At 34.6% G+C, this 25,993-nt stretch carries 23 protein-coding genes; 13 read left to right on the top strand and 10 right to left on the bottom strand.

Features of this window, described 5'->3' with window-relative positions; translation table 11 throughout:
- From Q4500_RS16845 to Q4500_RS16860, 4 genes are all read right to left on the bottom strand, one after another.
- Positions 1-777 (bottom strand): 3'-5' exonuclease, encoded by a 777-nt coding sequence (locus Q4500_RS16845; protein ID WP_299800851.1) that lies wholly within the window; start codon positions 775-777, stop codon positions 1-3.
- A 237-nt stretch (positions 778-1,014) separates the two neighbouring features.
- Positions 1,015-2,439 (bottom strand): dihydrolipoamide acetyltransferase family protein, encoded by a 1,425-nt coding sequence (locus tag Q4500_RS16850; RefSeq protein WP_303600755.1) that lies wholly within the window; start codon positions 2,437-2,439, stop codon positions 1,015-1,017.
- 90 nt (positions 2,440-2,529) lie between these two features.
- Positions 2,530-3,150, bottom strand: a complete 621-nt coding sequence (gene recR, locus Q4500_RS16855; protein WP_303600756.1) for a recombination mediator RecR — start codon at positions 3,148-3,150, stop codon at positions 2,530-2,532.
- A 108-nt stretch (positions 3,151-3,258) separates the two neighbouring features.
- Positions 3,259-4,569: a M20/M25/M40 family metallo-hydrolase gene (locus Q4500_RS16860; protein ID WP_303600757.1), complete on the bottom strand. Its 1,311-nt coding sequence runs from the start codon at positions 4,567-4,569 to the stop codon at positions 3,259-3,261.
- A 173-nt stretch (positions 4,570-4,742) separates the two neighbouring features.
- On the opposite strand from Q4500_RS16860, the gene Q4500_RS16865 reads away from it, so the two are divergent.
- Entirely contained in the window at positions 4,743-6,230 is a 1,488-nt protein-coding gene (locus Q4500_RS16865; RefSeq protein ID WP_303600758.1) for a sodium:solute symporter, read from the top strand.
- Here Q4500_RS16865 and Q4500_RS16870 read toward each other — a convergent pair.
- The 4 genes from Q4500_RS16870 to Q4500_RS16885 all read right to left on the bottom strand — a co-directional run bounded on the left by Q4500_RS16870 (position 6,227) and on the right by Q4500_RS16885 (position 10,087).
- Complete coding sequence (locus tag Q4500_RS16870; RefSeq protein ID WP_303600759.1) at positions 6,227-6,586, bottom strand: CoA-binding protein; 360 nt, start codon at positions 6,584-6,586, stop codon at positions 6,227-6,229. The two genes, Q4500_RS16865 and Q4500_RS16870, sit on opposite strands and share 4 nt — an antisense overlap.
- 393 nt (positions 6,587-6,979) lie before the next feature.
- A complete protein-coding gene (locus Q4500_RS16875; RefSeq protein ID WP_303600760.1) occupies positions 6,980-7,990 on the bottom strand; it encodes a 3-oxoacyl-ACP synthase III family protein in 1,011 nt (336 codons plus the stop codon).
- 114 nt (positions 7,991-8,104) lie between these two features.
- Positions 8,105-9,418, bottom strand: a complete 1,314-nt coding sequence (locus tag Q4500_RS16880; RefSeq protein ID WP_303600761.1) for an AarF/ABC1/UbiB kinase family protein — start codon at positions 9,416-9,418, stop codon at positions 8,105-8,107.
- Between the two features lie 15 nt (positions 9,419-9,433).
- Positions 9,434-10,087, bottom strand: a complete 654-nt coding sequence (locus tag Q4500_RS16885) for a TetR family transcriptional regulator C-terminal domain-containing protein (protein WP_303600762.1) — start codon at positions 10,085-10,087, stop codon at positions 9,434-9,436.
- Positions 10,088-10,457: 370 nt separating this feature from the next.
- On the opposite strand from Q4500_RS16885, the gene htpG reads away from it, so the two are divergent.
- The 5 genes from htpG (at position 10,458) to Q4500_RS16910 (ending at position 16,842) form a co-directional block, all read left to right on the top strand.
- Positions 10,458-12,347, top strand: a complete 1,890-nt coding sequence (htpG, locus tag Q4500_RS16890; RefSeq protein ID WP_303600763.1) for a molecular chaperone HtpG — start codon at positions 10,458-10,460, stop codon at positions 12,345-12,347.
- Between the two features lie 94 nt (positions 12,348-12,441).
- On the top strand, positions 12,442-13,860 hold the full coding sequence (locus Q4500_RS16895; RefSeq protein ID WP_303600764.1) for a hypothetical protein: 1,419 nt from the start codon (positions 12,442-12,444) through the stop codon (positions 13,858-13,860).
- A gap of 154 nt (positions 13,861-14,014) precedes the next feature.
- Positions 14,015-14,647, top strand: a complete 633-nt coding sequence (locus tag Q4500_RS16900) for an MOSC domain-containing protein (RefSeq protein ID WP_303600765.1) — start codon at positions 14,015-14,017, stop codon at positions 14,645-14,647.
- Between the two features lie 19 nt (positions 14,648-14,666).
- On the top strand, positions 14,667-16,460 hold the full coding sequence (locus tag Q4500_RS16905) for a DUF885 family protein (protein WP_303600766.1): 1,794 nt from the start codon (positions 14,667-14,669) through the stop codon (positions 16,458-16,460).
- A gap of 22 nt (positions 16,461-16,482) precedes the next feature.
- On the top strand, positions 16,483-16,842 hold the full coding sequence (locus tag Q4500_RS16910; RefSeq protein WP_303600767.1) for a MauE/DoxX family redox-associated membrane protein: 360 nt from the start codon (positions 16,483-16,485) through the stop codon (positions 16,840-16,842).
- A 52-nt stretch (positions 16,843-16,894) separates the two neighbouring features.
- Here Q4500_RS16910 and Q4500_RS16915 read toward each other — a convergent pair whose 3' ends face one another.
- Positions 16,895-17,479, bottom strand: coding sequence for a hypothetical protein (locus tag Q4500_RS16915; RefSeq protein ID WP_303600768.1), 585 nt, complete (start codon positions 17,477-17,479; stop codon positions 16,895-16,897).
- Between the two features lie 215 nt (positions 17,480-17,694).
- Here Q4500_RS16915 and Q4500_RS16920 point away from each other — a divergent pair, with 215 nt between their 5' ends.
- Positions 17,695-18,567, top strand: coding sequence for an AraC family transcriptional regulator (locus tag Q4500_RS16920; RefSeq protein ID WP_303600769.1), 873 nt, complete (start codon positions 17,695-17,697; stop codon positions 18,565-18,567).
- Between the two features lie 160 nt (positions 18,568-18,727).
- Positions 18,728-19,063 (top strand): TIGR03643 family protein, encoded by a 336-nt coding sequence (locus Q4500_RS16925; RefSeq protein WP_303600770.1) that lies wholly within the window; start codon positions 18,728-18,730, stop codon positions 19,061-19,063.
- On the opposite strand, the gene Q4500_RS16930 is transcribed toward Q4500_RS16925, so the two are convergent.
- Positions 19,006-19,779 (bottom strand): S1/P1 nuclease, encoded by a 774-nt coding sequence (locus tag Q4500_RS16930; RefSeq protein WP_303600771.1) that lies wholly within the window; start codon positions 19,777-19,779, stop codon positions 19,006-19,008. The genes Q4500_RS16925 and Q4500_RS16930 overlap by 58 nt on opposite strands.
- Positions 19,780-19,867: 88 nt before the next feature.
- Between Q4500_RS16930 and Q4500_RS16935 the strand changes: the two genes are divergently transcribed.
- The 5 genes from Q4500_RS16935 (at position 19,868) to Q4500_RS16955 (ending at position 25,993) form a co-directional block, all read left to right on the top strand.
- The gene (locus tag Q4500_RS16935; protein WP_303600772.1) at positions 19,868-22,126 is read left to right on the top strand and encodes a transglycosylase domain-containing protein; all 2,259 of its coding nucleotides are present in this window, start codon (positions 19,868-19,870) and stop codon (positions 22,124-22,126) included.
- 86 nt (positions 22,127-22,212) lie between these two features.
- Complete coding sequence (locus tag Q4500_RS16940) at positions 22,213-23,064, top strand: SPFH domain-containing protein (RefSeq protein WP_303600773.1); 852 nt, start codon at positions 22,213-22,215, stop codon at positions 23,062-23,064.
- A 1-nt stretch (position 23,065) separates the two neighbouring features.
- Positions 23,066-23,572 carry a hypothetical protein gene (locus tag Q4500_RS16945; protein ID WP_303600774.1) on the top strand — a complete coding sequence of 169 codons (507 nt, stop codon included), beginning with the start codon at positions 23,066-23,068 and terminating at the stop codon, positions 23,570-23,572.
- Positions 23,565-23,732 carry an Arc family DNA-binding protein gene (locus tag Q4500_RS16950; RefSeq protein ID WP_133688961.1) on the top strand — a complete coding sequence of 56 codons (168 nt, stop codon included), beginning with the start codon at positions 23,565-23,567 and terminating at the stop codon, positions 23,730-23,732. Before Q4500_RS16945 ends, Q4500_RS16950 begins: the two co-directional genes overlap by 8 nt.
- Before the next feature lie 62 nt (positions 23,733-23,794).
- Positions 23,795-25,993, top strand: coding sequence for a DUF5916 domain-containing protein (locus tag Q4500_RS16955; protein ID WP_303600775.1), 2,199 nt, complete (start codon positions 23,795-23,797; stop codon positions 25,991-25,993).

Raw genomic sequence — 25,993 nt, forward strand, 5'->3', positions numbered from 1 at the left:
TTAACCTAATTTATTATTGAGTTTGCTCAGTTTTATTTGAGTAAGAATCTTTTTTGTGTACAATGGAAAATCAGCATTTAGCATCCAACCAAAATATCCTGGTTCTTTTTCTAAAACGGCATGTACTTTTTTGCCTTTATGCTTACCAAAAGAGAATACTTCTTCTCCTTCTTCATCCATAGCTATAAAACCTGCAAAATCTACAGATTGCTTTCTTCTAGAGAATTCAGATAGTTTTTTGATATTATTTTCAAGATCAGGATACCTATCTAACTGAGAAAGCAACACTTCGTAAGTAGCATTGGTATCTGCCGCCGCACTATGGGCATCCAAAAGATCTTTATCGCAATAGAATTTATATGCTGCTTCTAACGTACGTTTTTCCATCTTATGAAAAATGGTCTGCACATCTACAGATACCGTATTTTTCATATCAAAATCTATATCTGAGCGCAATAATTCTTCTGCCAATAAGGGAATATCGAATCGGTCAGAATTGAATCCACCTAAATCACTATCCTTTATAATCTTATAAATTTCTTTTGAAAGTTCTTTGAATGTTGGTTCATTAGCAACCTTTTCATTAGTAATACCATGAACGGCAATTACCTCTTCTGGTATTACCATTTCAGGATTAACCAACCACGTTTTACTCTCTTTATTACCGTTAGGGTAAACTTTTAATATCGCAATTTCTACAATACGATCTTTTGCTACATTGATCCCAGTTGTCTCTAAATCAAAGAAGCAAATAGGTCTGGTAAGCTTTAATTCCATAAGTGTTCAACTTTTAACAAAGATACCCTTTCGTTTTTTAGACACATAAAATTACCCTTGATAATTTTTTACTGTGAAATATAAAAACAAAGATATCTTCATAAACCTTTACGCAACCAGCATATCAATTCACCTTTGTAGTACTTTCTAAACCATTAAAAATCAATATGATACATAAAAAAAATCCAACAATACAAAGCGTATTGTTGGACTTTTAAATATTTAAGTTTTATAAATCTAAACTTCTCTGTTAACATCCCAACCTTCTAGATAGTCTGCAACAGCTTTCGCGAACATACTACCTAATGCACCATTGACAACCCTATGGTCATAACTGTGAGATAAGTACATTTTACTACGAATAGCGATCACATCTCCTTCTGATGTTTCTATTACCGAAGGAATCTTTCTAATTGCACCAAGAGCTAAAATACCTACTTGCGGCTGATTAATTATTGGGGTTCCAAATACACTACCAAAGGTACCTACATTAGTAACCGTATACGTACCGCCTTGTACCTCATCTGGTTTTAAGGCATTGTTTCTAGAACGATTTGCCAAGTCGTTTACAACTTTAGCAATACCTGTAAGGTTCAATTGGTCTGCATTCTTTATAACAGGAACTATTAGGTTACCATCTGGTAATGCAGCAGCCATACCTATATTAATATTTTTCTTTTTAATAACTGTATCGCCATCTACAGAAATATTCATCATCGGATATTTCTTTAGCGCCTTGGCAACAGCCTCCATAAAAATTGGTGTGAACGTAAATTTCTCCCCTTCACTTTTAAAGAATGCATCTTTTATCTTATTACGCCACGTAACAATATTGGTTACATCGACTTCTATAAAACTTTGAACGTGTGCAGATGTCGAAATACTATCGTTCATATGCTTGGCAATCAACTTGCCCATTCTCGTCATTGGTATTACCTCATCACCACGAGAAACCTGCATTTTAGGCTTTTCAAGTGCCGGAGTATTTACTCTGGAAACTGGCGGTGCCGAGTTTACAACTACTGTAGGTTCTGGTTCAGCCACTTTTACAGGAGTTGCAACTGGTTGTGGCGCTTCTACCTTGTCTTGAATTACTACTCTTTCTGGCGCGGCAACTTGCTGAGCAGGCTTACTAGCTCCGTTTTTAACGTAGTTTAAAATATCATCTTTAGTAACTCTGCCATCTTTCCCTGTTCCAGAAATAGTCTCAAGAACCTCAAAAGAAATACCTTCTTCTTTTGCTATGTTTTTAACCAATGGTGAATAGAATCGATCAGAATCTCCATTTAACCGAACGGTAGATGTTTCTGCTCTCGCATGCATAACCGCTGATTCTGCTACAGCAACCATTTCTTCTAGAACCGGTTCTGGCTCCTCAACTACATTAGATGTGCTCGAAGCATCACTTACCTCTACATCACCGCCAACCTGAATAATTGCAACTGTTTGCCCTACTTTGACAATATCATCTACATCAAAGCATTTTTCAATTAAAACGCCATCAACCTCACTCGGCACTTCACTATCAACCTTATCTGTAGCAATTTCAAAAATGGCTTCGTCCATTTCAATCGTATCACCTACCTCTTTTAACCATGACGTCAATGTTGCTTCTGCAACACTCTCTCCCATACGTGGTAGTTTCAATTCAAATTTTGACATATCGATAATTTAAAGCTTGTTTTGTTTATATTTTTTGCAAAAATAATAAAATAAATACCTTTTTATTGACATTTACATGAAATTCAAGAACTAATCTTGCCTCAAAGAGCCTTCAAACGGTACTCTATTCAAAATACTTCGACCCAAAGTAACCTCATCTGCATACTCCAATTCATCACCAACGGCAATTCCTCTGGCTATTGTAGAGGTTTTAACATCCACCCCTTCTATCTGTCTGAAGATATAAAAATTGGTAGTATCACCTTCCATGGTAGAACTCAACGCAAAAATCAACTCCTTTATTACGCCTTTTCTCACTTTATCTACCAAGGTTCCTATTTTCAAATTCTGTGGACCAATGCCTTCCATAGGCGATATTTTACCACCAAGAACATGGTACTTTCCTCTAAATTGACCTGTATTTTCAATTGCCATGACATCTCTAATATCTTCAACAACACAAACTAATGCACTATCTCTTTTAGGGTTGGCACATATTTCGCACATTGTAGTATCTGAAATATTATGGCAATTTTCACAAAACTGAATTTTACCTCTTAAATCTACCAAAGATGTAGAAAGATTTTCTGTACGTTGCTCTGGCTGCTTTAATAAATGTAATACCAAACGTAATGCAGTACGCTTACCAATACCTGGTAATTGCGAAACTTCATACACTGCGTTTTCCAATAATTTAGATGAGAAATCCATAAGTTTTTGTCGGTATAAATTTACAACTAAACTTGAAAATCAACTCTTACGGTTTTCATAAAATTATTTAACATTTGAAAAATACTGGAAAGATTTTATAAATAATCGCTATTTTACGTAACCAGCTTCAATAACAGTAAGCAACATTGCCAATTTAATAGCTTCTGCACCATTTTCATTAAGCCACCATTCATGAAGTGAATGTGCACCACCGCCAATACCACCTCTACCAATGGTGATTGCTGGTATACCCATAGAAATAGGAATATTACTATTTGTAGAACCTCTAGTAAGACTTGGTTTATATCCAAATAAATTGGTAGCACTAATGGCACGCTGCACTAAAGGAGTGTCTAATGAAAGCTCGCCTGATGGTCTATCACCAATTTTTATAAGCTCTAATGATATTTCATCATCAATACCTGTATTATTATATGCCTTTAAAGCAGTTTCCATAGATTCTTTAAAAATAGCTTCTACTTCTTTTAATCGACCACTATCAACAGACCTCATATCAACTTCCATCCAAGATTCAAAAGGAATAGAATTAACCGAAGTTCCACCTCCTATTCTACCTATATTAAAACTTGTCTTCGCTCCTTCATCAGTAAATGCCTTAGCATTTTCAGTAAACTCTTTTATTGCCAAACCAAGCGCATGATGCGGATTTGCCAATCCGAATGCACCCCATGAATGTCCTCCTTTTCCTTTAAACAGCGCTTTATACCTTACAGAACCTAACCCTGCATTATTCACTCTACCAACCGTACCGCCATCTATAGATATCCATGAATCAATTTTTTGAGCTCCTTCTCTGAACAAATGCTTAACTCCACGTAAATCTCCTAATCCTTCTTCACCAACAGAACCAACGAACCAAACATCAGCCTCAGTACTGACATCAGCTTTCTTCATAGCTTTAAAAATAGCTAGCAACATTACTAAACCTCTTGTATCATCTCCAACGCCAGGTGCAACCAAGGTATCTCCTTTCTTTACTACTTTTACATCGGTCCCTTCTGGGAATACGGTATCTAAATGAGCATCTAAAACAACTATTTTACCCCCAACCGTTCCTTTTCTTATTGCTACAACATTACCTACATCATCAATTGAAACTTCATCTAAACCTGCTTCCATAAACATTTCCTTAAATGCTTCTGCCCTCTCAGCTTCCATAAAAGGTGGAGCCGGAATTTCTGTTAACGCAATCAAATCACGTTCTGTTTCATTCTCAATAGCATCTATAATCTCAAAAGCATTTTTTATTTTTTTATCTTTCAAAAGCTTACCGACTGCCTTATCAATTTTCTTGTCCGCAACTACACTCTCTTGACCACTTAACACATTACTTAATAGCAAGCCGAAAATCAGTAAACCTAAAAAGATTTTATTTTTCAAAAGATGCCCCTTATTCATAATTATTTTTATTTAGAATTTGATATTCGAAAAGGTATCAAAATTAAATCGGTAATAAAATGTAAACCACCTTTATCAGTTCTTAATTAAAGTATTCTCAAATTAAGCTCCAAGATTTTAAGTTATCTCACAAGCTCCTTTAACTTTTTGTAATTTGCCGCAAATTTTACACCATGAACGCCTCACATATTTTACTTTTAATCTCTGGCTACTTTGTTTTGCTGTTGATTATTTCATATTTCACCGGCAAAAATGATTCTAACGAAGATTTTTTTAAGGCAGGTAAACAGTCACCATGGTATTTAGTTGCATTTGGTATGGTGGGAGCCTCTTTATCTGGTGTTACCTTTATTTCTGTACCAGGTTGGGTAAAGGCTTCTGAATTTAGTTACATGCAAGTTGTTTTTGGGTACTTTTTAGGCTACATGGTTACCGCGTTTGTACTGCTTCCTATTTATTACAAGCAGAATGTAACCTCTATTTATCAGTATTTAGATGATAGATTTGGCTTTGTAAGTTATAAAGTGGGCGCTATTTCATTTTTCATCTCAAGAGTTCTTGGCGCTGCTTTTCGTTTATTTCTAGTAGCTATTGTTCTGCAGCAATTCGTATTCGATGCTTGGAACGTTCCTTTTGAAATTACAGTTATTCTATCCATATTACTAATTTGGATTTATACTTTTAAAGGCGGAATAAAAACAATTGTTTGGACCGATACCTTGCAAACTTTGTTTATGTTGGTATCTGTGGGATTATCCATTTATTTTATATTGGATAAAATGGACTGGACTTTCATGGAGTTTCTAAACTCACCCGAATTAGGTCAGTACAGTAAGACCTTTTTTACTGACCATCTTTCTTCTAAAAATCATTTGATAAAATCGTTTTTAGGCGGAATGTTCATTACTATTTGCATGACGGGACTTGATCAAGATATGATGCAGAAGAACTTGACGTGCAGAAACTTAGGTGAAGCTCAAAAAAATATGGTCAGCTTTAGTATTGTATTGGTTGTTGTTACTTTCGTTTTCATGCTTCTTGGTGCATTGCTATTTATTTATGCAGACGCACACAATATAGCGCTACCACTTATGGACGGATCACCGAAGTCTGATCTATTATTTCCAGAGATAGCATTAAACAGCGGCTTAGGTATAACCGTTGCAGTTACGTTTATGCTCGGTTTAATCGCCGCGGCATATAGTAGTGCAGACAGCGCACTTACCTCGTTAACCACATCGTTTTGTATCGATTTTCTTAATACCGAAAAGAAATCTGAACATGTAGCAAAAAAGACCCGTAGAATTACACATATTGGTATGAGCGTTCTGTTAATTCTCGTAGTCATCTCTTTTAAATATATATTGGATAAAAATGTAATTGACGGATTATTAACCGTAGCCTCATATACCTACGGACCGCTGCTAGGATTATTTTCTTTCGGAATTTTCACAAAACATCAAGTAAAAGATAAATATGTATGGATTGTTGCGCTTGTTTGTGTGTCGATAATTCTCATTTTAGCGAAGTTACCAAGTGACTATTTTGGTGGTTATATCTTCGGATATGAGCTTTTACCGTTGAATGGTCTGCTAACCTTTGTAGGATTATGGCTCATTCGTAAAAAAAATACCAATGCCAATATTAACGGTATTACTTAATACTGACCTGTACTTAAAAGCACCAAAGTACATGCAATATCAACCTCTATACCACTATTTTCCAGTAGTTTATATAATTTCGGATTTTCTGTTCCTGGATTAAAAATCACTCTTTTTGGAGCTAAATAAATTATACTATTAAAATATTCTTCTTGTCTTTTTGGATTTATATATAGGGTAATTGTATGAATATCACTAATTTTGTCTAAATTATTGCTGATATTGACTCCTGAAACCTCACCTTCTCTTAATCCATAAGCTAAGGTTTCAACCCCCGAATCAACCAGTCTATGTATCGCTAAATTGCTATATCGATTTGGTTTTAAGGAGGCTCCGAACACTAGGGTCTTTTTCATGATAAAATAATGTTAAAAATTATATAAACTGTAACTAATCGGACAATATTTCGTCTATTAGTAAAGTTAAATACTCTACGAGTATAAAAAAATTGTTGGTAACGCTATATGTTTATAGTTAATGGTTAGTGTTTAGTATAGCCTATCAGCATTTGAAGCCCGGCTTCCAATTCATTTTGGAATGTTCGGGTTTCTTCTTTTAAAAGCTTTTCTAAACCTCCTGTTTACTTTAAATTATATTGAAAATGAGAAATTAGCTATAATTAGTAACAATCGAACCTTAACTGCGTCTATTACTTTATATAGGGATATTTAATATTGAAGATTGGTTGGTTTTTTCTTATTGAATAAATCTATATAGCACCCATAGCAAAAACTATGGGTGCTTTATTTTTACCATCTAATGATGACACTGCCCCAGGTAAAACCACTACCAAATGCAGCTAAAACTACTAAGTCTCCACTTTTCACTTTACCTTCTTCCCATGCTTCTGTAAGCGCTATCGGAATAGATGCGGCTGTAGTATTACCATATTTCATAATATTATTGAAAACCTGGTCATCACTTAATTGAAATTTCTTTTGAATAAATTGAGATATTCTCAAGTTGGCTTGATGCGGAACCAACAAATCAATATCGGTCGCATTCAATTTATTTTTCTCCAAACCTTCTACAATAACCTCACTGAAACGAACAACTGCATTTTTAAATACAAATTGACCATTCATATGCGGATAATAAGATTCGTCATTAGGATCATTGTCCTCCATAATATCCGTTACCCATCTATTACCCATACCAGGTGCAATTAAAGAAAGTTCTTCTGCATGCTGACCTTCTGAATGTAGATGTGTTGACAATATACCTTTGGTAGTATCTTCTTCTCTGGTCAATACTGCCGCACCGGCACCATCACCAAAAATTACTGAAACTCCCCTACCCCTTGTAGTCATATCTAAGCCATGAGAGTGAAGTTCTGAACCTATAACAAGTACATTTTTGTACATACCTGTTTTTATATATTGATCTGCAATAGAGATAGCATACACAAAACCAGAACATTGGTTACGTACATCTAACGCACCAACAGTTTTAATACCTAAATCTCTTTGAACCAATACACCAGGACCAGGGAAATAATAATCGGGACTCAAAGTAGCAAAAACAATAAAATCAATATCGTCTTTATCAATACCGGCTCTTTCAATGGCAATTTTAGCTGCCTTAACACCCATGGTAGTAGTGGTGTCTCCATCACCTTTTACCACATGCCTTCTCTCTTTTATACCGGTACGTTCTTGGATCCAAGCATCATTTGTTTCCATTACCTTAGACAAATCATCGTTTGTCACTACGTTTTCAGGTACATAATGACCTAAGCCAATTATTTTTGAATTATACATAGTAATATTTTAATCCTGATAAAGTTCAGGTTGAATTAGTGTTGCAATATAAACAACTATTAAGAAATTTTTTTAAAAATATAACAATCATCTATTATAAGAATGAGTGTGAAATTATTTATTCAAATATTTCTTGTAATCGTTTACTTTAATATTTGCCTTTAAATCATGAAGAAGATTGTAAAGACCAAAGAAGGTACGGTTCATATACAAAAAGTGCTTTGAACCTCTATTTCCATTCATTTTTCTAATTTGCTTATCAGAAGAGAATTGTTCACCTAACGCCGCTATTTCACTCCAAAAAACCTCATTGCCAAAATCAAAATCTTCATTGTGAAATGGTGATGTAAATAAACTTAGCAATTGATGAAATATTGATTTAAAAAATAATATTTCCTCTGATGCATCTGTAGTCATCAGTATTTCAAGCTCATATAACTTTTCGGTAAACTTCTCATCATTTGAAATCACCTCTGGTCTTGCCAATTCAAAATACGGTACATAAAAGGAATCTGGCACTTCTTTAATGCAACCAAAATCGATAGCAATAAGCTCTTCAATATCATTCACCAAGAAATTACCTGGGTGCGGATCGGCATGTACTTTTCTTAAGCCGTGAATTTGAAACATGTAGAAATCCCACAATGCCTGACCTAACTTATCTCCTGTTGCCTGAGAAAAATCTGTTTTTGTAAATTCACTCAAGTGTTTACCGGTCATCCAATCCATCGTAATAATACGTGAACTAGATAGTTCTGTATAATACTTTGGAAAATTGATATTTGGTATTACCGCACATGCTTCGGTAATCTCTTTACTTTGTGCTACTTCTAAAATATAATCTGTCTCTTCTACCAGTTTATTTTCAACTTCCTTAAAATATTTATCTGAATCTTTGCCTTGAAGATTGAACATACGAATAGCAATAGGCTTCACAATCGCCAAATCGCTACTTATACTTTGTGCTACACCTGGGTACTGAATTTTTATCGCTAAATTTTTACCGTCTTTAGTAGCTTTATGTACCTGACCTATACTAGCGGCATTTATAGAATCTTTATCGAATGTATCAAAAACTTCCTCTGGGTATTTATCCAAATACTTTTTAAAAGTCTTTCTAACTAATGGTGCCGATAAAGGGGGAACTGAAAATTGTGAAAGTGAAAACTTTTCTACATAAGCATTAGGTAGTAAATTTTTCTCCATACTCAACATCTGGGCAACCTTAAGTGCACTACCCTTCAATGATTTTAACCCATCATATATATCTGCGGCATTATCTTCGTTCAATTCGTCTTTAGTCGTGTCTGGATTTATAATTTTCTTGCCCAAATACTTGGCATAATTACCACCAATCTTAGCTCCAGTTTTCACCAGCTTGCTTGCACGCTCTATTTTTCCGGTAGGTATTTTATCAAGTGTTTTCAAATCGTAGGGGTTAGATTAGGCAAAGGTTTCCTTGTAAAGAAATTTCCCGAAGTCTAGAATATTCTCTAAAGGTGTGTTATCAAACACATCGAAAATGGTGTTTACAGATTTTTCAATAGCTACATCTGTTTTTTCAAATGCTGCAGAATCATCCGATTTCCAAAAATTCATTAAAAACATAGTCTGCAACCATGCCCCCTCTGAAAACAATTGCGGATTGTGTTTCGTGATTTTTAAATTCTTGTCTGCATTTCCATCTGCAATCAAGCCCTTAGAAAACTCCTTAATATTTTTTCTAAGTCCTTTTAACTGTTCCATATTTTTAAACGGACCAGAAGCGCTATCCATTATAAATAAGATATAGCTTCTATTCAATGTCAATACTTCAAAGAAGGTATAGAAAAACGTAAGCATCTTTTCTCTATTGGTAAAATCTTGATACTCTTTATTTTTCTCTATCACACTAACTGTGTTGATATAAAATGTATTCCAAATACCTTTCTTGATGGCATCTATTGATCCAAAATGAAGATAAAAATCTGATTCTTTAATAGCATTTACTTTACAAAATTTATAAACTGTTTTAGGTAACTTCTCGTTTTCTAAAACGTAGTCCATAAACATTGTTATAATAGTCTCTTTTGTTACTTTTTTAGCTTTTGCAGGCATATCAAATTATTTTTATATAAGGTACGATGCAGATTTCATAGTTAGAAGCTTTCATGAAACATTAGCTTTTATTTAGCAAAAACGTGCTATTTAAAAATAGCACGTTTTCAAAACAACCTAACCAATAAATAATCAACATGTGATTATGCTTAAAATTCTTTCTCATAGCACTTTTTCATAATCACAATACAAATATACATTATGTTTAACCTTTTTTAATATTTCATAAACAAAAATATATGTTAAACTTTTAAAGGCAGTAAACTGTCAGTTTGTCACAATAAGCTATTGTGGTATTTTTTTTGACCATTAGCAACGAACAAACATTATTAATAATGGCCGCACTAACTGTGGCATAAAAAATATAAAAATGGCAACAGGTAAAATTAATGTGTCCGTAGACAACATTTTTCCACTGATCAAGAAGTTCTTGTACAGTGATCACGAGATTTTTCTAAGAGAGTTGATTTCGAATGCAACCGATGCAACCTTAAAAATGAAGCACTTGACCACTATTGGTGAGGCAAAGGTTGAATATGGCAACCCTATTATAGAGGTTAAAGTAGACAAAGAAGGTAAGAAGCTACATATCATTGACCAAGGTCTAGGTATGACAGAAGAAGAAGTAAAGAAGTATATTAATGAAGTAGCTTTTTCTGGTGCTGAAGAGTTCTTGAACAAATATGAAGACTCTGCGAAGGACTCAGGAATTATTGGTCATTTTGGACTTGGATTCTATTCTGCGTTTATGGTTGCCCATAAAGTAGAGATTATCACCAAGAGTTTTAAAGATGAGCCAGCGGTTCATTGGTCATGTGACGGTTCTCCAGAATTTATCATGGAACCAGCAGAAAAAGAAACGCGTGGTACGGAAATCATTCTTCATATCGCAGATGATTCTACCGAGTTTTTAGAAGATGGCAAAATAAACGAGCTTTTAAGTAAGTATAACAAGTTCATGCCTATTCCGATCAAATTTGGAATGAGGACTGAAACCTTACCAAAACCTGAAGGTGCAAAAGAAGAAGATCCTGCACCTACGAAAGAGGTTGATAATATCATTAACAACCCTAACCCAGCATGGACAAAGCAACCTGCAGATTTAAAGCCAGAAGACTATAAGAGTTTTTACAGAGAGCTTTACCCAATGCAGTTCGAAGAGCCTTTATTTCATATTCATTTAAACGTAGATTATCCTTTTAACCTTACTGGTATTCTATATTTCCCAAAACTTTCTAACGATTTAAATCAGCAGAAAGATAAAATTCAATTGTATCAAAATCAGGTATTCGTAACTGATAATGTTGAAGGTATCGTACCAGAATTTTTGACCATGTTACGTGGTGTTATAGATTCTCCCGATATTCCGCTAAACGTATCTCGTTCGTATTTACAGGCTGATGGTGCGGTAAAGAAAATATCTTCTTACATCACTAGAAAGGTGGCTGATAAAATGAACTCGCTGTTCAAAAATGATCGTGCCGAGTTTGAAGCGAAGTGGAACGATATTAAAATCGTTATTGAATACGGAATGCTTTCTGAAGATAAGTTCTTTGACAAAGCAGATAAGTTTGCACTTTACCCAACCGTAGATGGTTCTTACTTTACGTTTGAAGAATTGCAAGAGAAAATAAAAGATACACAGACAGACAAAGACGGAAAAACAGTTATTCTTTACGCATCTGACAAAGAAGCACAACACAGTTATATTGAAACTGCAAAGGCTAAAGGTTACGAAGTATTGTTATTAGATTCGCCTATCATCGGTCACTTAATGCAGAAGCTAGAAAGCTCTAAAGAGAATATTTCTTTTGCACGTGTAGATGCTGATCATATTGACAAATTGATCCAAAAGGAAGAAACTCAAATCTCTAAATTATCTGAAGAAGAAAAAGAGACCTTGAAGAAAGAATTGGAAGAAGCTATAACTGATAAAAGCTTTACAGTTCAACTAGAAGCTATGGATAGTGATTCTTCTCCGTTCACAATTACTGAACCTGAGTTTATGCGTCGTATGAAAGAAATGCAACAGACCGGCGGTGGCGGTGGTATGTTCGGTATGGGTTCTATGCCAGACATGTATAACTTAATTGTAAACACAAATCACCCACTGGTTAGTGAGTTTTTAAATACAAAGACTGCGAAGAAAAAAGAGCGATTGATCAATCAATCACTGGACTTGGCGAAGTTATCTAAAGGCTTACTTAAAGGTAAAGCTTTAACAGATTTCATTAAGCGTAGCTACGAGATGGTAAAGTAATTTCCATTTCCTATAATCTTAAGAAAAGCCACTACATTTTTTGTAGTGGCTTTTTTTGTTAAATGTTGTTATCTTTCTTGAAATAATCAAAACAATGAATAACAACCATAGCTCTACTTCTTTCAAAAAATTATTAGACAAGCTACAGACTGAAAGTTGGCAACTTGAACTCATAATATCAGGTTTTGCAATATATGGGTTATGGCAATCACAAGATTTTTTACAAATTGAATATTTAAAAGCCTTAAAGCAAGATGACGAAATTTATAAATTCTTGCTTGGGCCTACTATTAATGGTGTTTATATACTGATGATTGTTCTTTTAATTCATGTTATTCTAAGAGGGTTGTGGATCGGCACCTTAGGCTTACGTTATGTTTCTGGGGAAATTGACTATAAAGAACTTGGTTACACCGATAAATTCACAAATTTCCTTCAAGTTAAAGTAGGTTCTTTTGACCGATATATCTCTAGACTTGAAAACATTTGTAGTTCTCTATTTGCTTTAGCCTTTTTAATGGTTTTTTATTTTTTATCCTATTTTTTAATAATGGGTATTTTTCAATTATTAGTTTATCTAATTTTCATGACCGATTGGTTTTCAAAAACCACATCTATAATCTTAATGTGCTTAATTGGAATACCGTATGCTATTTGCATTTTATTTTTAGTGATTGATTTTCTAGGTATGGGAATTTTGAAAAAAAATGATATGACCGCTAAGTTATATTATCCCATTTATAAAGTTTTCAATATTATTTCACTCTCTTTTATTTATCGTCCTTTAGTTTATAATTTTTTAGATCAAAAAAAAGCTAGATGGGTTGCTATATATATTCTACCCTTTTATTTCGTGATTTCGCTATTTTTTGGTTTAACTGGAAATCAAAATTCAAATTTTCAAATTATTAATCAGGCTTCATCTAGTACGTTTATCAATAAATTAAATTACGAAGATCAATTAATCGAAAAAGAAGATATGATTGACTTTATTTCCATCTCATCTAAAGTAATTGACAAGCCTTACATGAAAATATTTGTTGGTTTCAATAATTTCATTGAAGATGCAATTATTGAAACCGATACCACATTGAAACCAGAGAATGATAAAAGAGGATTTACTTTTCAACCAGAAAAAATGTTTCAAAGTATGGGGTTAACAAATGATCCTGAAAAAGCAGTACTAAAAAAGCAGCAAAAATTTTTGAATGTAATGAACCGGATTTTTAAAATAAAAATTGATACTATGTTTTTTGAAAAAGAATTTATTCTGACAAATAATAAAAATGATAGATTCGGATTTGAAACTTATATAGATTTAGAGGGTTTAGAAAAAGGCAAACACCTTGTTAGGGTAATTGGACCTGCTAACAAAAAACAAAAAGGAACAAAAACGGAAATAGATACGTTAAAAACCATCTCTTTCTGGTACTTTCCAGAAAACAGTACTACTCCAAATGTTCAAAATACTGGCATATTACTAGACACTTTGACAACTAATCAATACAAATAGTCTAATTACTAAATTTAGAAATTAGCAAATATGAAGCATAAAAATCTATAGTTAATCATTTACATAAGCTGTTTTCAACCAATTTAATAACAGTTTGGTCAACTTTAGGTAAACCTTTTATTATAAATACTAGTGCTTTTTTTATCTTCACCACATGAAGGTGATTTCAACGAACATAGGAGATGCAGTAACTTTTGAATGGAACGGCGCCACAGAGCAAACCGGTATCTTCAAATACCCAACTTCTAAAAGTTTATTTCTAACTAAAAATGACGTTAAAGATGACACTGTAATAGACCGTGTTCACCATGGTGGCACCAACAAAGCATGCTATCTTTTCTCTGCCGACTATTATGATTATTGGAAGAATCTTTACCCAGATTTAGAATGGGATTGGGGCATGTTCGGAGAAAACCTAACCGTAGAAGGTCTTGATGAATCTAAAATTCGTGTAGGCGACATTTACAAACTAGGTAAAGCGCTGGTACAAGTTTCTCAGCCACGTGAACCTTGTTATAAACTAGGCATCCGTTTTGGAACGCAAAAAATACTTAAAGAATTTATCACTCATAATCACCCAGGTACCTACGTAAAAATACTAGAAGAAGGTCTTGTATCTGCCGGTGATGAAATGATATTAGTGGAACAATCTATAAATACTTTCACCTCCCAACAATTTTATGAATTGATGTTCGCAAAAGAAAAATCAAAAGATTTGCTAGAACTGTTCATGACCAACGAAGCTGTACCGCAATACAAAAAGGACAGATTCATGAAATACCTATAATATTTTAATACTCAATTTAATGAAAAAGCTAATTATACTACTTGCCCTAACTGCTGGGCTGCATACTCAGGCTCAACTAACGACGAACGCAGAGGTTTCAACCAACCCAACTATTCACAATATTGGTTTCATCACGCTGTTGGCGCATTATTATGATGACGGGTTAAAATTGAATCCGTTAGCCGCTACTTTTCAAGGTGATAATAGATATAATGATACCTTACCAAATTTTCTTTCTGATAGTTACAAGAATGAACTGGTCAACTATTACCAAACCTATTTAGAAAAAGCGGAGAAATTTGACAATGCGCAACTTTCTGAAAGTGAGCTAATGTCTAAAGCTATATTAAAATGGGAATGCGAAGTAAATTTAGAGGGACTAGCTTTTGAACAGTATACGCCAATAGACCAAATGTGGTCCATGAATTTAATGATGGGTCAATTAGCTGGTGGCACAAGTGCGCAACCCTTCAAGACTACCGAAGATTATATAAACTGGAGCAAGCGTTTAGAAGATTATGAAGTCTGGTTACACTCAGCCAAATCTAAAATGCAAGAAGGTATCAAATCTAAAAACGTATTACCTAAATCGCTTATCAAAAAAGTATTACCTCAACTAGCCAGTGTTGCTAACACCGAACTTGAAGACAACTTGTTCTACAGTCCGATTAAAAACTTCCCTGCAGATTTTTCCGACTCAGATAAACAACGATTAACCGAAGTTTATACAAATGTAATTACCAATAAAATAATTCCTGCGTACAAAGAACTTCATGATTTTATGGCTACCGAATATTTAAATGCCGGTAGAGAAACTAGTGGTATACAAGGAATACCAAATGGCGATGAGTATTACGCACATCAAATAAAATTGTACACTACAACTAATATGACTGCTTCAGAAATCCATGAAATTGGATTAAAAGAAGTAGCTAGAATTAGCGCTGAAATGGAAGCTGTTAAAAAGCAAGTAGGTTTTAATGGTGACCTAAAAGCGTTCTTTAATGAGGTTCGTAACAAAAAGGAACTGATGCCCAACAAAGACCCACAAGAGGTTATCGATAATTTTAATGACATCCACAAAAGAATGATGCCTAAGGTAAATGCTTTATTTAGCAAACAACCTACAACTCCTTTTGAAGTAAGACGAACAGAGGCTTTTAGAGAAGCTTCTGCCAGTGCAGAATACAACCCTGGTTCTTTAGATGGTACCAGACCTGGAATATTTTATGTTCCTATACCAGACGTTACCGCTTACAACACCTACTCTGATGAAGATTTATTTTTGCATGAAGCAATCCCGGGGCACCACTTTCAAATTTCGCTGACACAAGAAAATGAAAATTTACCCGAGTTCAGAAAAACACTTTGGTATAGCGCATATGGTGAAGGTTGGGCTTTGTACACAGAATCTTTAGGTAAAGAGCTAGGTTTGTACACTGACCCATACCAATATTTTGGAATGCTAGGGGCAGAAATGCACCGTGCAGTTCGTTTGGTCGTAGATACAGGTTTACATTCCAAAGGATGGTCTAGAGAAAAAGCAATTCAATATTCTTTAGATAACGAAGCAGAATCTGAGGCTAGTATTACCGCAGAAATAGAAAGATATATGGCAAATCCTGGTCAGGCACTATCCTATAAAATTGGTCAGCTAAAAATCATGGAACTTCGTGCTAAGGCTGAAGCTAACCTTGGTAAAGATTTTGACATTAAAGTATTTCATGAGAAAGTTTTAGAAGTAGGTTGCGTACCGTTAGCATTACTTGAAGAAAAAATCATGAATTGGATTTCCGCAAACACCAAAGCTTAACATATTAAACTTTAAAATACCTATGACTTATCCGTGGCACTTATATGTATTGGGCGCAATCTATATTTTTGCGGGCTTTATGCATTTTATAAAACCTAAGATATATCTTAGAATTATGCCACGCTACTTACCTGCTCACAAAGCTTTGGTTCTGCTAAGTGGTGTAGCAGAGATTGTTTTGGGTATTGGTCTATTTTTTAAAGAGACCAAAAACTTTTCCATTTATGGCATTATTGCTATGCTAGCCGTATTCTTATTGGTGCACTTTTATATGTTGTCTAGCGAAAAGGCAAGTGCAGGATTACCAAAGTGGGCACTTTTACTGAGATTGCCAATACAATTTGCTTTAATGTATTGGGCTTTTATGTACTTAAAATTATAGCAAAAAAAAAGGGGACGCTCCCGTCCCCTTCTTAAAATCAACTTAAATCAACTTAATTAACAACAAACTCTTCAGTATATGTTTTACCTGCAGACTTCACGGTTACCGTGTAAGTACCTGGGAAAGCATCTGTGAAATTGAATGCTTTCTCAACAATCATTTCATCTGCTACTTCTTGTGTAAATACTGTTCTACTTTCTGTATCGTAAATCTTGATAGATAAATCTGCTTTATCTAAGTTCAAATAGTTCATGAAGATCATATTATCAGTCTTTCTAAAGAAAGGCTTGATCTCTTCATCAGATTCTACGATTTTCACATTATCGTTATCTAAAACGATTGTATATGAATATGCTGTCATATTATCATCGGCAGATAAGAAGTAAACTCCATCTGTCAAATCTTTAAGGTTTAATTTCTTGCTAAACTGACCTTCGGTCATTTTTTCTGAATAAATAACATTTAAATCAGAATCCATTAACTTAACCTGTACACCATTAATAGATGCATCCATAGTTAAAACCACACTCTTGGCTTTACCCGCAGATAATAGGTTTAATTTTGGCTCTCTTGCCATGCCTGCTACTGTAGCTAACATAAAGGCAACAACTGTTGTGAATTTTACTAGGTTTTTCATAATATAAATTATTTAAGGGTTAATGATAATTTACACTACAAACATACAGCCGTTATAAAACTCTCACTACATCATATTTTCCCTATTTGTGTGCTATTTTAACCACTTCATATATCGATTACTACCCTATGGTTAAGATTCCACATATTTTAGTTAATTTTGCAAAGAACATACAAATTAGAAGGTTTAATTTTATAGTATAATCCCCTAATATCATGGTAAAACAAAAACCTACATTCGAAGCTATTAAGCCAGATTTCGGTCATTCTTTTACTTATCAAAAGTTTGATGAACATCGATTGAATAAAAATAATCTTTGGCACTACCACCCAGAACTTGAGTTAGTCTATGTAAATGGTGGCTCTGGTAAAAGACAAATTGGTAGTCATGTATCGTACTATACGAACGGTGACCTTATACTAATAGGTAGTAATTTACCTCATTGCGGCTTTACAGATGCCCTTACCGGTAATACTAGTGAAACGGTTGTTCAAATGAAGTTAGATTTCTTAGGACCAGACTTCTTTAGCCTTCCCGAGATGAAGAAAATTGCAAGCTTGTTTAATAGCGCTAGTGGCGGAATTGCTTTTTCTGGGAAGACAAAACGAAAAATAGGAGACAAAATGGAGGTTTTAGAATATCAGACCGATTTTCAAAGGCTACTTTCTATCCTTAATATATTGAATGAATTAGGAAATTCAGAAGATATTCGATTATTGAATGCAGAGGGGTTTTCATTTACTACCGATGTAAAAGATAATGACCGAATTAACATCGTATTCAATCACGTTAAAAATAACTTTAGAGAAGAACTTACGCTAGAAGAGATATCTTCTATGGTGAGTATGACCATACCATCTTTCTGTAGGTACTTTAAAAAGATTACGAATAAAACGTACATACAATTCGTTAACGAATATCGTTTAGTACACGCCTCTAAACTTTTGGCAGAAAAACCAATGAGTATAACAGAGGTTTGTTTTGAATGCGGATTCAATAACTTCTCTCACTTTAATAAATCATTCAAAGCATTTACCGGTCAAAATCCTTCGGAGTACCGTAATGAACTAAAGAATGTTTTGGTGTAAAAGTTATACCTTATATATAACATCAAAATTTTAAAGCTTCCGGATGGTGTATTCCACCCCCATTTAGAAGCTTTCTTTTTTTGCTCTATTCGTTTTGAGTTATAAAAAAACGGATACGTGTTGTTTTCTATTTATCACCATGTATTATCTTTATACCGTTATGATTAAAGAATTTACAGAAAGAGAATTAGATCGTATTATTGAGATGGCATGGGAAGACCGTACGCCATTTGAAGCCATTACTTTTCAATTTGGTATTAGCGAACAAGAGACTATCGAAGTCATGCGTCGCGAAATGAAACCAAGTAGTTTTAGAATGTGGCGCAAACGTGTTCAAGGTCGCGCCACAAAACATGCTAAATTAAGATCCGATGAAATGGACCGATTTAGATGTTCTAGACAACGCAACATTACAGGAAATAAATATCTAAACGATAATTATTTAAATGCCTCGTTCAATACTGCAGCAAGGCGAACTCCGCCTTTTTGTAATTGATTTGCAGCAGTATCCCACCAATCATAACTATAACGGTAGCTTAGTTTTTCACCTGGCTCTACCGATGCATAAACTTTCTCTGCCAATAGATGAGATTCTTCTACCCAGTCAAGCAAACTTCCGCTTTGTAGAAATTTAATTTGCTCTTTAGACATTTCAGGGTATTCAGTAGCGAGTTCTGTAAAACTCATTCCGTTTTCGTTGATCATATTAGAATCCCACACTCTATGTAAGTTGGTACCACTACCAAACCATTGTAGTTGAATATCGTTACCTCCTTTATCCTCTCCTCTGCCTACATGCATAGGTTGGTGTAAATCTCCAATTAAATGAACCAAAAATTTTAGATAGAAGGCTTTATCCTCTTTACTGCTGTTTTCGTCTTTTATAATTTCTAAACATGTATTAACCCCTTGTACCAAATCGCCATATTCATTCTTCTCTATTTCTGCATAGGTTTTGCCAAAAGGAATATTCACGTAATGCCACGCACTGAATTTGCGATAGGCCCGGTCAGATTTTATTTCATCGCCAAAATTGGCAACAGCAGCCAAACTCTCCCCTTCCAACAAACTTTCAATGGCACGTTTTGCCTTTTTACTTAAATGTTGCTCAGCAACTTCACCAACAACTCTATGCCCAGTTTTTGACCAATACATATCATTCGCAAAGGTGAAATTCGTTACCAAAAACAATAAAATAATACAATTTTTCATCACTATAATTTTATCCAAAAATAGTACAACATATTTTAAGGTATTGTTAAAACTTGGTAAGATTAAATTTATATCTGAACTTGCACATATGAAGAGGAAGACGAGAAAATCATCTAAACGAAAATTAAGCATTCGTAAAATAATCGGCTTAGGCATACTAAGTCTTTTCGTATTATTTATCATATTTATAGGTAGTGTCAACATAGGTTTATGGGGTAAAATTCCCTCTAAAAAAGAACTCTCTAATTTTCAATATCAAATGGCATCTGAAGTTTATTCGGCAGATAGTGTATTGATCGGAAAATATTATTTGTATGACCGGCAACCAGTTACTTTTACCGATTTTCCAAAAGATTTAATACACGCATTAATTGCCATGGAAGATGAGCGTTTTTACGAACACTCTGGTGTAGACATTAGAAGTTTAATTAGAGTCGGTTTCAAAACTGTTCTTTTGGGCGACAACTCTTCTGGCGGCGGTAGTACGCTTACGCAACAGTTAGCTAAAAATCTCTACCCTAGAAAAGAGCGAAATAAAACCAATATAGTAGTCGACAAGGTGAAAGAAATGATTATCGCCAAAAGACTAGAGAAGATTTTCACTAAAGACGAGATTCTTACCAATTACCTAAATACCGTTTCTTTTGGTGATAACACCTTTGGTATTGAAAGCGCCGCTCTTAAGTTTTTCAACTCTAGTACTAAAGATATAACCGCTACCCAAGCCGCTACTTTGGTAGGTATGCTAAAAGCTACTTATGGCTATAACCCAAGAATATTTCCTTATAAAAGTTTGGGCAGACGTAATTTGGTATTACGTGCTATGTATAACAATGATTTCATCTCAGAAGAACAGGTAGCACAATACTCTCAAGAAGGTCTTAATTTAGACTATAGAGAGTTCGATTACAATGCCGGAATTGCACCTTACTTCAGAGAAGAGGTTCGTAAAGAAATGCTGCTTTGGATTGCCGAGCAAAATGATCATACCGATTATAACATCTATACATCGGGATTAAAAATTTACACTACACTAAACTACAAAATGCAAAAATTGGCTGAAGAAGCCATGGTACAACATATGACGAAACTGCAAAATAGTTTCGAAAAAAGTTACGGTTCTAACGCACCTTGGTTAAAAGATAAAAAGTTAATGGAAAAAATAGCCAAGCGAACACCTACATATAAAAGACTGCAGAGTTCTGGTTTGTCGCATGCGCAAATTATAGATAGCTTATCTAAAGACAAACAAAAAAGGACTTTCAAATCGTGGCAAGAAGATGAAGAAACAACCGCGAGTACTATGGATAGTATTCAACATTATACCAAATTCTTAAATACGGGTTCTTTAGCTGTAGACCCTAGTAATGGTGATATCTTGGTATGGATCGGCGGTATTAATTTTGAACAATATAAGTATGATCATATTTCGCAAAGCAAACGCCAAGTCGGTTCTACATTCAAACCCATTGTGTACACAACTGCTGTGGAACAAGGTGTTTCGCCATGTACTTATTTCTCTGCCGAAGAAATTGAATATGATAATCTAAAAGGTTGGTCACCTTCTAATTCTGGCAATAAAAACGAAGCTTACCTCAACTATTCTATGGAAGAAGGCCTGAGCAATTCTATCAATACCATTGCTGTAAAAGTATTGGAACAAGCCGGTATTGGCAATGTTTTAGATATGGCAAAAAGCATGGGTATAGAAGATAAATTGCCCAATGAAGCTTCGATTGCTCTAGGTACAGGTGAAATCAAAATCATCGATTTGGCACAAGCTTACACCAGTTATGCAAATAATGGCAATCATATTCAACCAAATTTGATCAAAAGCATTTCTAATCATAAAGACTCCGTTTTAGCTGAATTTAAGCCCAAATTGAACGAAAAAGTCGCTTTTTCTAAAGAAACTAGTCAGATAATGATTGAAATGATGAAATCTACTGTCAATTCTGGAACGGCAGCTAGACTTAGAAATACATACGGACTCAAAAATGACATTGCCGGTAAAACAGGTACTACCCAAAATAATAAAGATGCTTGGTTTGTTGCCCTGACCCCAAAGTTGGTTCACATAACTTGGGTGGGTCTTGATCAACATGAAATCGGATTCAGTAATACGAATATAGGGCAAGGTGCAAATGCCGCTCTACCCCTATTTGCACTATGGATGCAAGAGTTGAACAAAGACAAAGGTTTTGATAAATACACAAAAACCAGTTTTAAAAAACCTTCATCTTCCGTGTTAGAAGCATTGAATTGTGACCCCGTAAAACGCGACGGATTCTTTAAGCGTCTCTTTAAAAATCCGAATAAAAAGAAGAACAAAAAGTTTAATGGATAATCTATTTTTTAATCAAATTTGACCTCGATCGTAATTTGTATTATTTAATTTGATATATTTATGATATCATTTTAATATCATAAATTATGAAAGTAGAGAAAATTCACAAAGCACAGAATGGCTACATAATGCTTTTTGTAGTCTTAGTACTATTGGTTGGGGGTATTGCACTTCTTAGAATCTATGTTGGTGCCTTTATGGTTTTTGCCGCATTATTTATGTGTGCAGGGTTTGTATTGGTGAATCCGAATAGCTCAAGAGTTTTACTACTATTTGGTAAATACATGGGTACGATCAAAGAGAACGGACTTTTCTGGGCGAATCCCCTATACACCAAAAAAAGAATTTCATTACGAGCTAGTAATTTTGATAGCGAACGGTTAAAGGTAAATGACAAACTTGGTAACCCAATTATGATCAGCACAATACTTGTTTGGCGCGTAACCAATACCTACAAAGCTGCTTTCGATGTTGATGATTATCAAAATTTTGTGCGTGTACAGACCGATGCTGCCGTGCGTAAACTAGCGAGTATGTACCCTTATGATAATTTTGCCGACGAAGGTCTTGACGAAGATATTACCTTAAGGTCTAGTGTAAACGAGGTAAGTGAGGCATTAGAACAAGAGTTGCAAGAACGCCTTTCTATGGCAGGTCTAGAAGTGTTAGAAGCGCGTATAGGCTATTTGGCTTATGCGCAAGAGATAGCAAACGCCATGTTGAAAAGACAGCAAGCTACAGCCATAGTCGCTGCGAGACATAAAATAGTAGAAGGTGCCGTTAGTATGGTTGAAATGGCTTTAGAAGAATTGAGTAAAAAGAATCTGGTAAATCTAGATGATGAAAGAAAATCTGCCATGGTAAGTAACCTAATGGTCGTTCTATGTTCAGATAAGGATGTTTCCCCTATTGTAAATGCAGGCTCTTTAAATCATTAATATGCGAATCTTCAACGAAACTCAGCGTTTTACACAATGGTGGCTTCTATTGATAAACATAGCTTTGCTATTTTTGATGTTATATAATTGTTATACCTGGTTTGTGTTGGAGGATGCCGTAGGTAATGTAGCGGCAGATGACCGAGTAGGTCAAACGATATTTATATTAGTAATTGCCCTTGTAATACCGCTGATATATGTTTTTAATTTAAAAACTACTATCGATGAAATCGGTATACATTATCAATTTATACCTATAAATATTTCAAAAAAAATAATTAGGTGGCATGAAATTGAAAAATGCTTTGTACGTAAATATAGTCCCATTCGAGAATATGGTGGATGGGGTTACCGCGGTCTATCAGGAAAGAATAAAGCTCTGAATGTAAAAGGTAACAAAGGCATACAACTTGTATTAAAAAACGGTAATAAATTACTAATTGGCACTCAAAAAGAAAATGATGCAAAAATGGTAATAGAACGGTATTTCAAAATTACAAATGAGTAAGAAAAAACCTTTTGCACTACGTGTGAACGAAGAAATGCTGCAGGCTATTGAAAAATGGGCTGCAGACGAGTTTCGTAGTACCAACGGGCAAATTGAGTGGATCTTAATGAAAGCATTAAAAGAGGCCAAAAGAGAACCCAAATCAAATAAACCTAATTGAGTTTGGCATTTATTTAACAAAACAAAATCTTAAATTTGGTCATCTAACAAACTCAAACCAAAATGACCAAATATTTAAGTACCCTCGTACTTATATTTTTCTGCTATTCATTACATGCACAAACCTCAGAAAAATCATTTGTTGTAAAAGAAACTAATGATAAAATTACACCTGACGGAATTCTAGATGAACCTGGCTGGGAAACTGCTGAACAGGCAGATCAATTTTGGCAATACTTCCCATTAGACACGGTTCAATCGAAAAAACAAACCGAAATAAAAATGCTATTTGATAATGACAACCTCTATGTAGGCATTACCATATATACTTCTGGTAACGATTATTCCATTCAATCTTTAAAACGAGATTTTAGAGCTGGTAACAGTGATAATATTACCTTACTTTTCGACACATTTAATGATGGTAACAATGCCTTTCTCTTTGGTATTAACCCTTATGGCGTTCGTCGTGAAGGTCTAGTTTCTGGTGGCGGACTTAATCTAAACGGTTTTACCATTTCATGGGATGTAAAGTGGCGCGGAGATTCTAAAATTTATGATGGATACTATACGTCAGAAATGGTTATACCATTAACCGCATTTAAATTTAAAGAAGGGGAAACCAAATGGCGTTTCAATAGCTATAGATTTGATACCCAATCTAACGAAAATAGTACCTGGATGAATATTCCACAAAATCAGAATATATACGGACTCACCTTTATGGGCGATATGATTTTTGAGAAACCTTTAGGTAAATATCGTACTCCCCTAGCTATTATTCCCTATGTAAATCTAGGATCCCAAAAAGACTTTGAACTAAACGAGGGCAACACCAAATTTAATGTCGGTGGCGATGCTAAAATCGCCATTGGTAATAGTATGAATTTAGATGTAACGATAAACCCAGATTTCTCTCAAGTAGAGGTTGATGATCAGGTAACCAACTTAACCCGTTTTGAAGTTTCGCTACCCGAGAAAAGACAATTTTTTATAGATAATAGTGATCTATTCGGCAGTTTCGGGGGTGGTAGAGATGCTAATCCGTTTTTCTCTAGACGTATAGGGATTGCCAAAGATACTGCTGACAATGCTATTGAGAATAAAATTATCGGTGGTGTTCGTTTAAGTGGAAAAGTAACTCAGGGTCTTAGATTAGGCTTTTTAAACCTACAGACCGAAGAGGACCTAGAACAAAATATCGCGTCTAACAATAACACCATGTTAGCATTACAGCAAAATGTATTCGGGCGTTCTAACATTGGCATGTTCTTTATCAATAGACAAACTTTTGAAGATTATGAATTTCAAGATCCCGATGACCGCTATAACAGAGTCGCAGGGATAGACTACAACCTTATTTCAGACAATAATGTATGGAACGGTAAATTCTATTTACATAAATCTTTTGCCCACAATGCCGGGAAAGCAAATCTTTCGTCGGGTGCATTTATGCAGTATAATTCAAGAAACTGGAACTTTTTTGAAGATGTAGTCTATATTGGTGAAGATTTTAGATCTGACCTTGGCTTTATTCGAAGAACAGATATTTTTAAATCAGCAACGATGATAGAACGTGTTTTCTGGCCAGAAGATAGCGCCTTGCAAAGCCATAGTTTTCAGTTCTTCCCAGTTATGACATGGAGCCCCGAAAATGATTTTCTTCATACAGATTATGATTTAATGGGTGCTTGGGAATCGAAATTTAACGACCAATCAGAAATTAATGTTTCTTATACGCATTCATATACCTATCTTTTTGATGAATTTGACCCAACCGATTTAGACGACGCTATTCCCCTACCCAATGAAGTTGGCTATCATTACAATTATGTTTCATTAGAATATCAATCTGATAGCAGAAAGCGATTTGCATATTCTATATCACCTACCATGGGGAGTTTTTTCAATGGTGATAGATTCTCGGTAGGTGCAGAAATGTACTTGAGGTTTCAACCAAAGGTATTTTTATCGTTAGTAATGAACTATGATAAAATATCGCTACCAGAACCCTATTCAAGCACCGATATTTGGCTTATTAGCCCTAAAATAGACGTTACCTTTAGTAAATCTATTTTTTGGTCAACGCTGGTTCAGTATAGTAATCAACGTGATAATCTCGGTTTTAATTCTAGACTACAATGGCGTTTTGCTCCTTTATCCGACCTGTTTATCGTTTATAACGATAATTACTTTGTCAACTCTTTCGAACCAAAATATAGATCTATCAATCTTAAACTTACCTACTGGTTAAATATCTAA

Source organism: Maribacter sp. 1_MG-2023 (assembly GCF_030547005.1).
Lineage (GTDB): Bacteria > Bacteroidota > Bacteroidia > Flavobacteriales > Flavobacteriaceae > Maribacter.

Coding starts and splice junctions, on each gene's coding strand:
- Q4500_RS16950 (WP_133688961.1), top strand. CDS start 23,565: ATGAGTAAGAAAAAACCTTTTGCACTACGTGTGAACGAAGAAATGCTG.
- Q4500_RS16875 (WP_303600760.1), bottom strand. CDS start 7,990: ATGTATAATTCAAAAATAATTGGCTTAGGTCATTATGTACCTGAAAAC.
- Q4500_RS16935 (WP_303600772.1), top strand. CDS start 19,868: ATGAAGAGGAAGACGAGAAAATCATCTAAACGAAAATTAAGCATTCGT.
- Q4500_RS16860 (WP_303600757.1), bottom strand. CDS start 4,569: ATGAATAAGGGGCATCTTTTGAAAAATAAAATCTTTTTAGGTTTACTG.
- Q4500_RS16925 (WP_303600770.1), top strand. CDS start 18,728: ATGATTAAAGAATTTACAGAAAGAGAATTAGATCGTATTATTGAGATG.
- Q4500_RS16945 (WP_303600774.1), top strand. CDS start 23,066: ATGCGAATCTTCAACGAAACTCAGCGTTTTACACAATGGTGGCTTCTA.
- Q4500_RS16915 (WP_303600768.1), bottom strand. CDS start 17,479: ATGAAAAACCTAGTAAAATTCACAACAGTTGTTGCCTTTATGTTAGCT.
- Q4500_RS16895 (WP_303600764.1), top strand. CDS start 12,442: ATGAATAACAACCATAGCTCTACTTCTTTCAAAAAATTATTAGACAAG.
- Q4500_RS16905 (WP_303600766.1), top strand. CDS start 14,667: ATGAAAAAGCTAATTATACTACTTGCCCTAACTGCTGGGCTGCATACT.
- Q4500_RS16930 (WP_303600771.1), bottom strand. CDS start 19,779: ATGAAAAATTGTATTATTTTATTGTTTTTGGTAACGAATTTCACCTTT.
- Q4500_RS16845 (WP_299800851.1), bottom strand. CDS start 777: ATGGAATTAAAGCTTACCAGACCTATTTGCTTCTTTGATTTAGAGACA.
- Q4500_RS16865 (WP_303600758.1), top strand. CDS start 4,743: ATGAACGCCTCACATATTTTACTTTTAATCTCTGGCTACTTTGTTTTG.
- Q4500_RS16885 (WP_303600762.1), bottom strand. CDS start 10,087: ATGCCTGCAAAAGCTAAAAAAGTAACAAAAGAGACTATTATAACAATG.
- Q4500_RS16910 (WP_303600767.1), top strand. CDS start 16,483: ATGACTTATCCGTGGCACTTATATGTATTGGGCGCAATCTATATTTTT.
- htpG (WP_303600763.1), top strand. CDS start 10,458: ATGGCAACAGGTAAAATTAATGTGTCCGTAGACAACATTTTTCCACTG.
- Q4500_RS16870 (WP_303600759.1), bottom strand. CDS start 6,586: ATGAAAAAGACCCTAGTGTTCGGAGCCTCCTTAAAACCAAATCGATAT.
- Q4500_RS16900 (WP_303600765.1), top strand. CDS start 14,015: ATGAAGGTGATTTCAACGAACATAGGAGATGCAGTAACTTTTGAATGG.
- Q4500_RS16850 (WP_303600755.1), bottom strand. CDS start 2,439: ATGTCAAAATTTGAATTGAAACTACCACGTATGGGAGAGAGTGTTGCA.
- Q4500_RS16920 (WP_303600769.1), top strand. CDS start 17,695: ATGGTAAAACAAAAACCTACATTCGAAGCTATTAAGCCAGATTTCGGT.
- recR (WP_303600756.1), bottom strand. CDS start 3,150: ATGGATTTCTCATCTAAATTATTGGAAAACGCAGTGTATGAAGTTTCG.
- Q4500_RS16955 (WP_303600775.1), top strand. CDS start 23,795: ATGACCAAATATTTAAGTACCCTCGTACTTATATTTTTCTGCTATTCA.
- Q4500_RS16940 (WP_303600773.1), top strand. CDS start 22,213: ATGAAAGTAGAGAAAATTCACAAAGCACAGAATGGCTACATAATGCTT.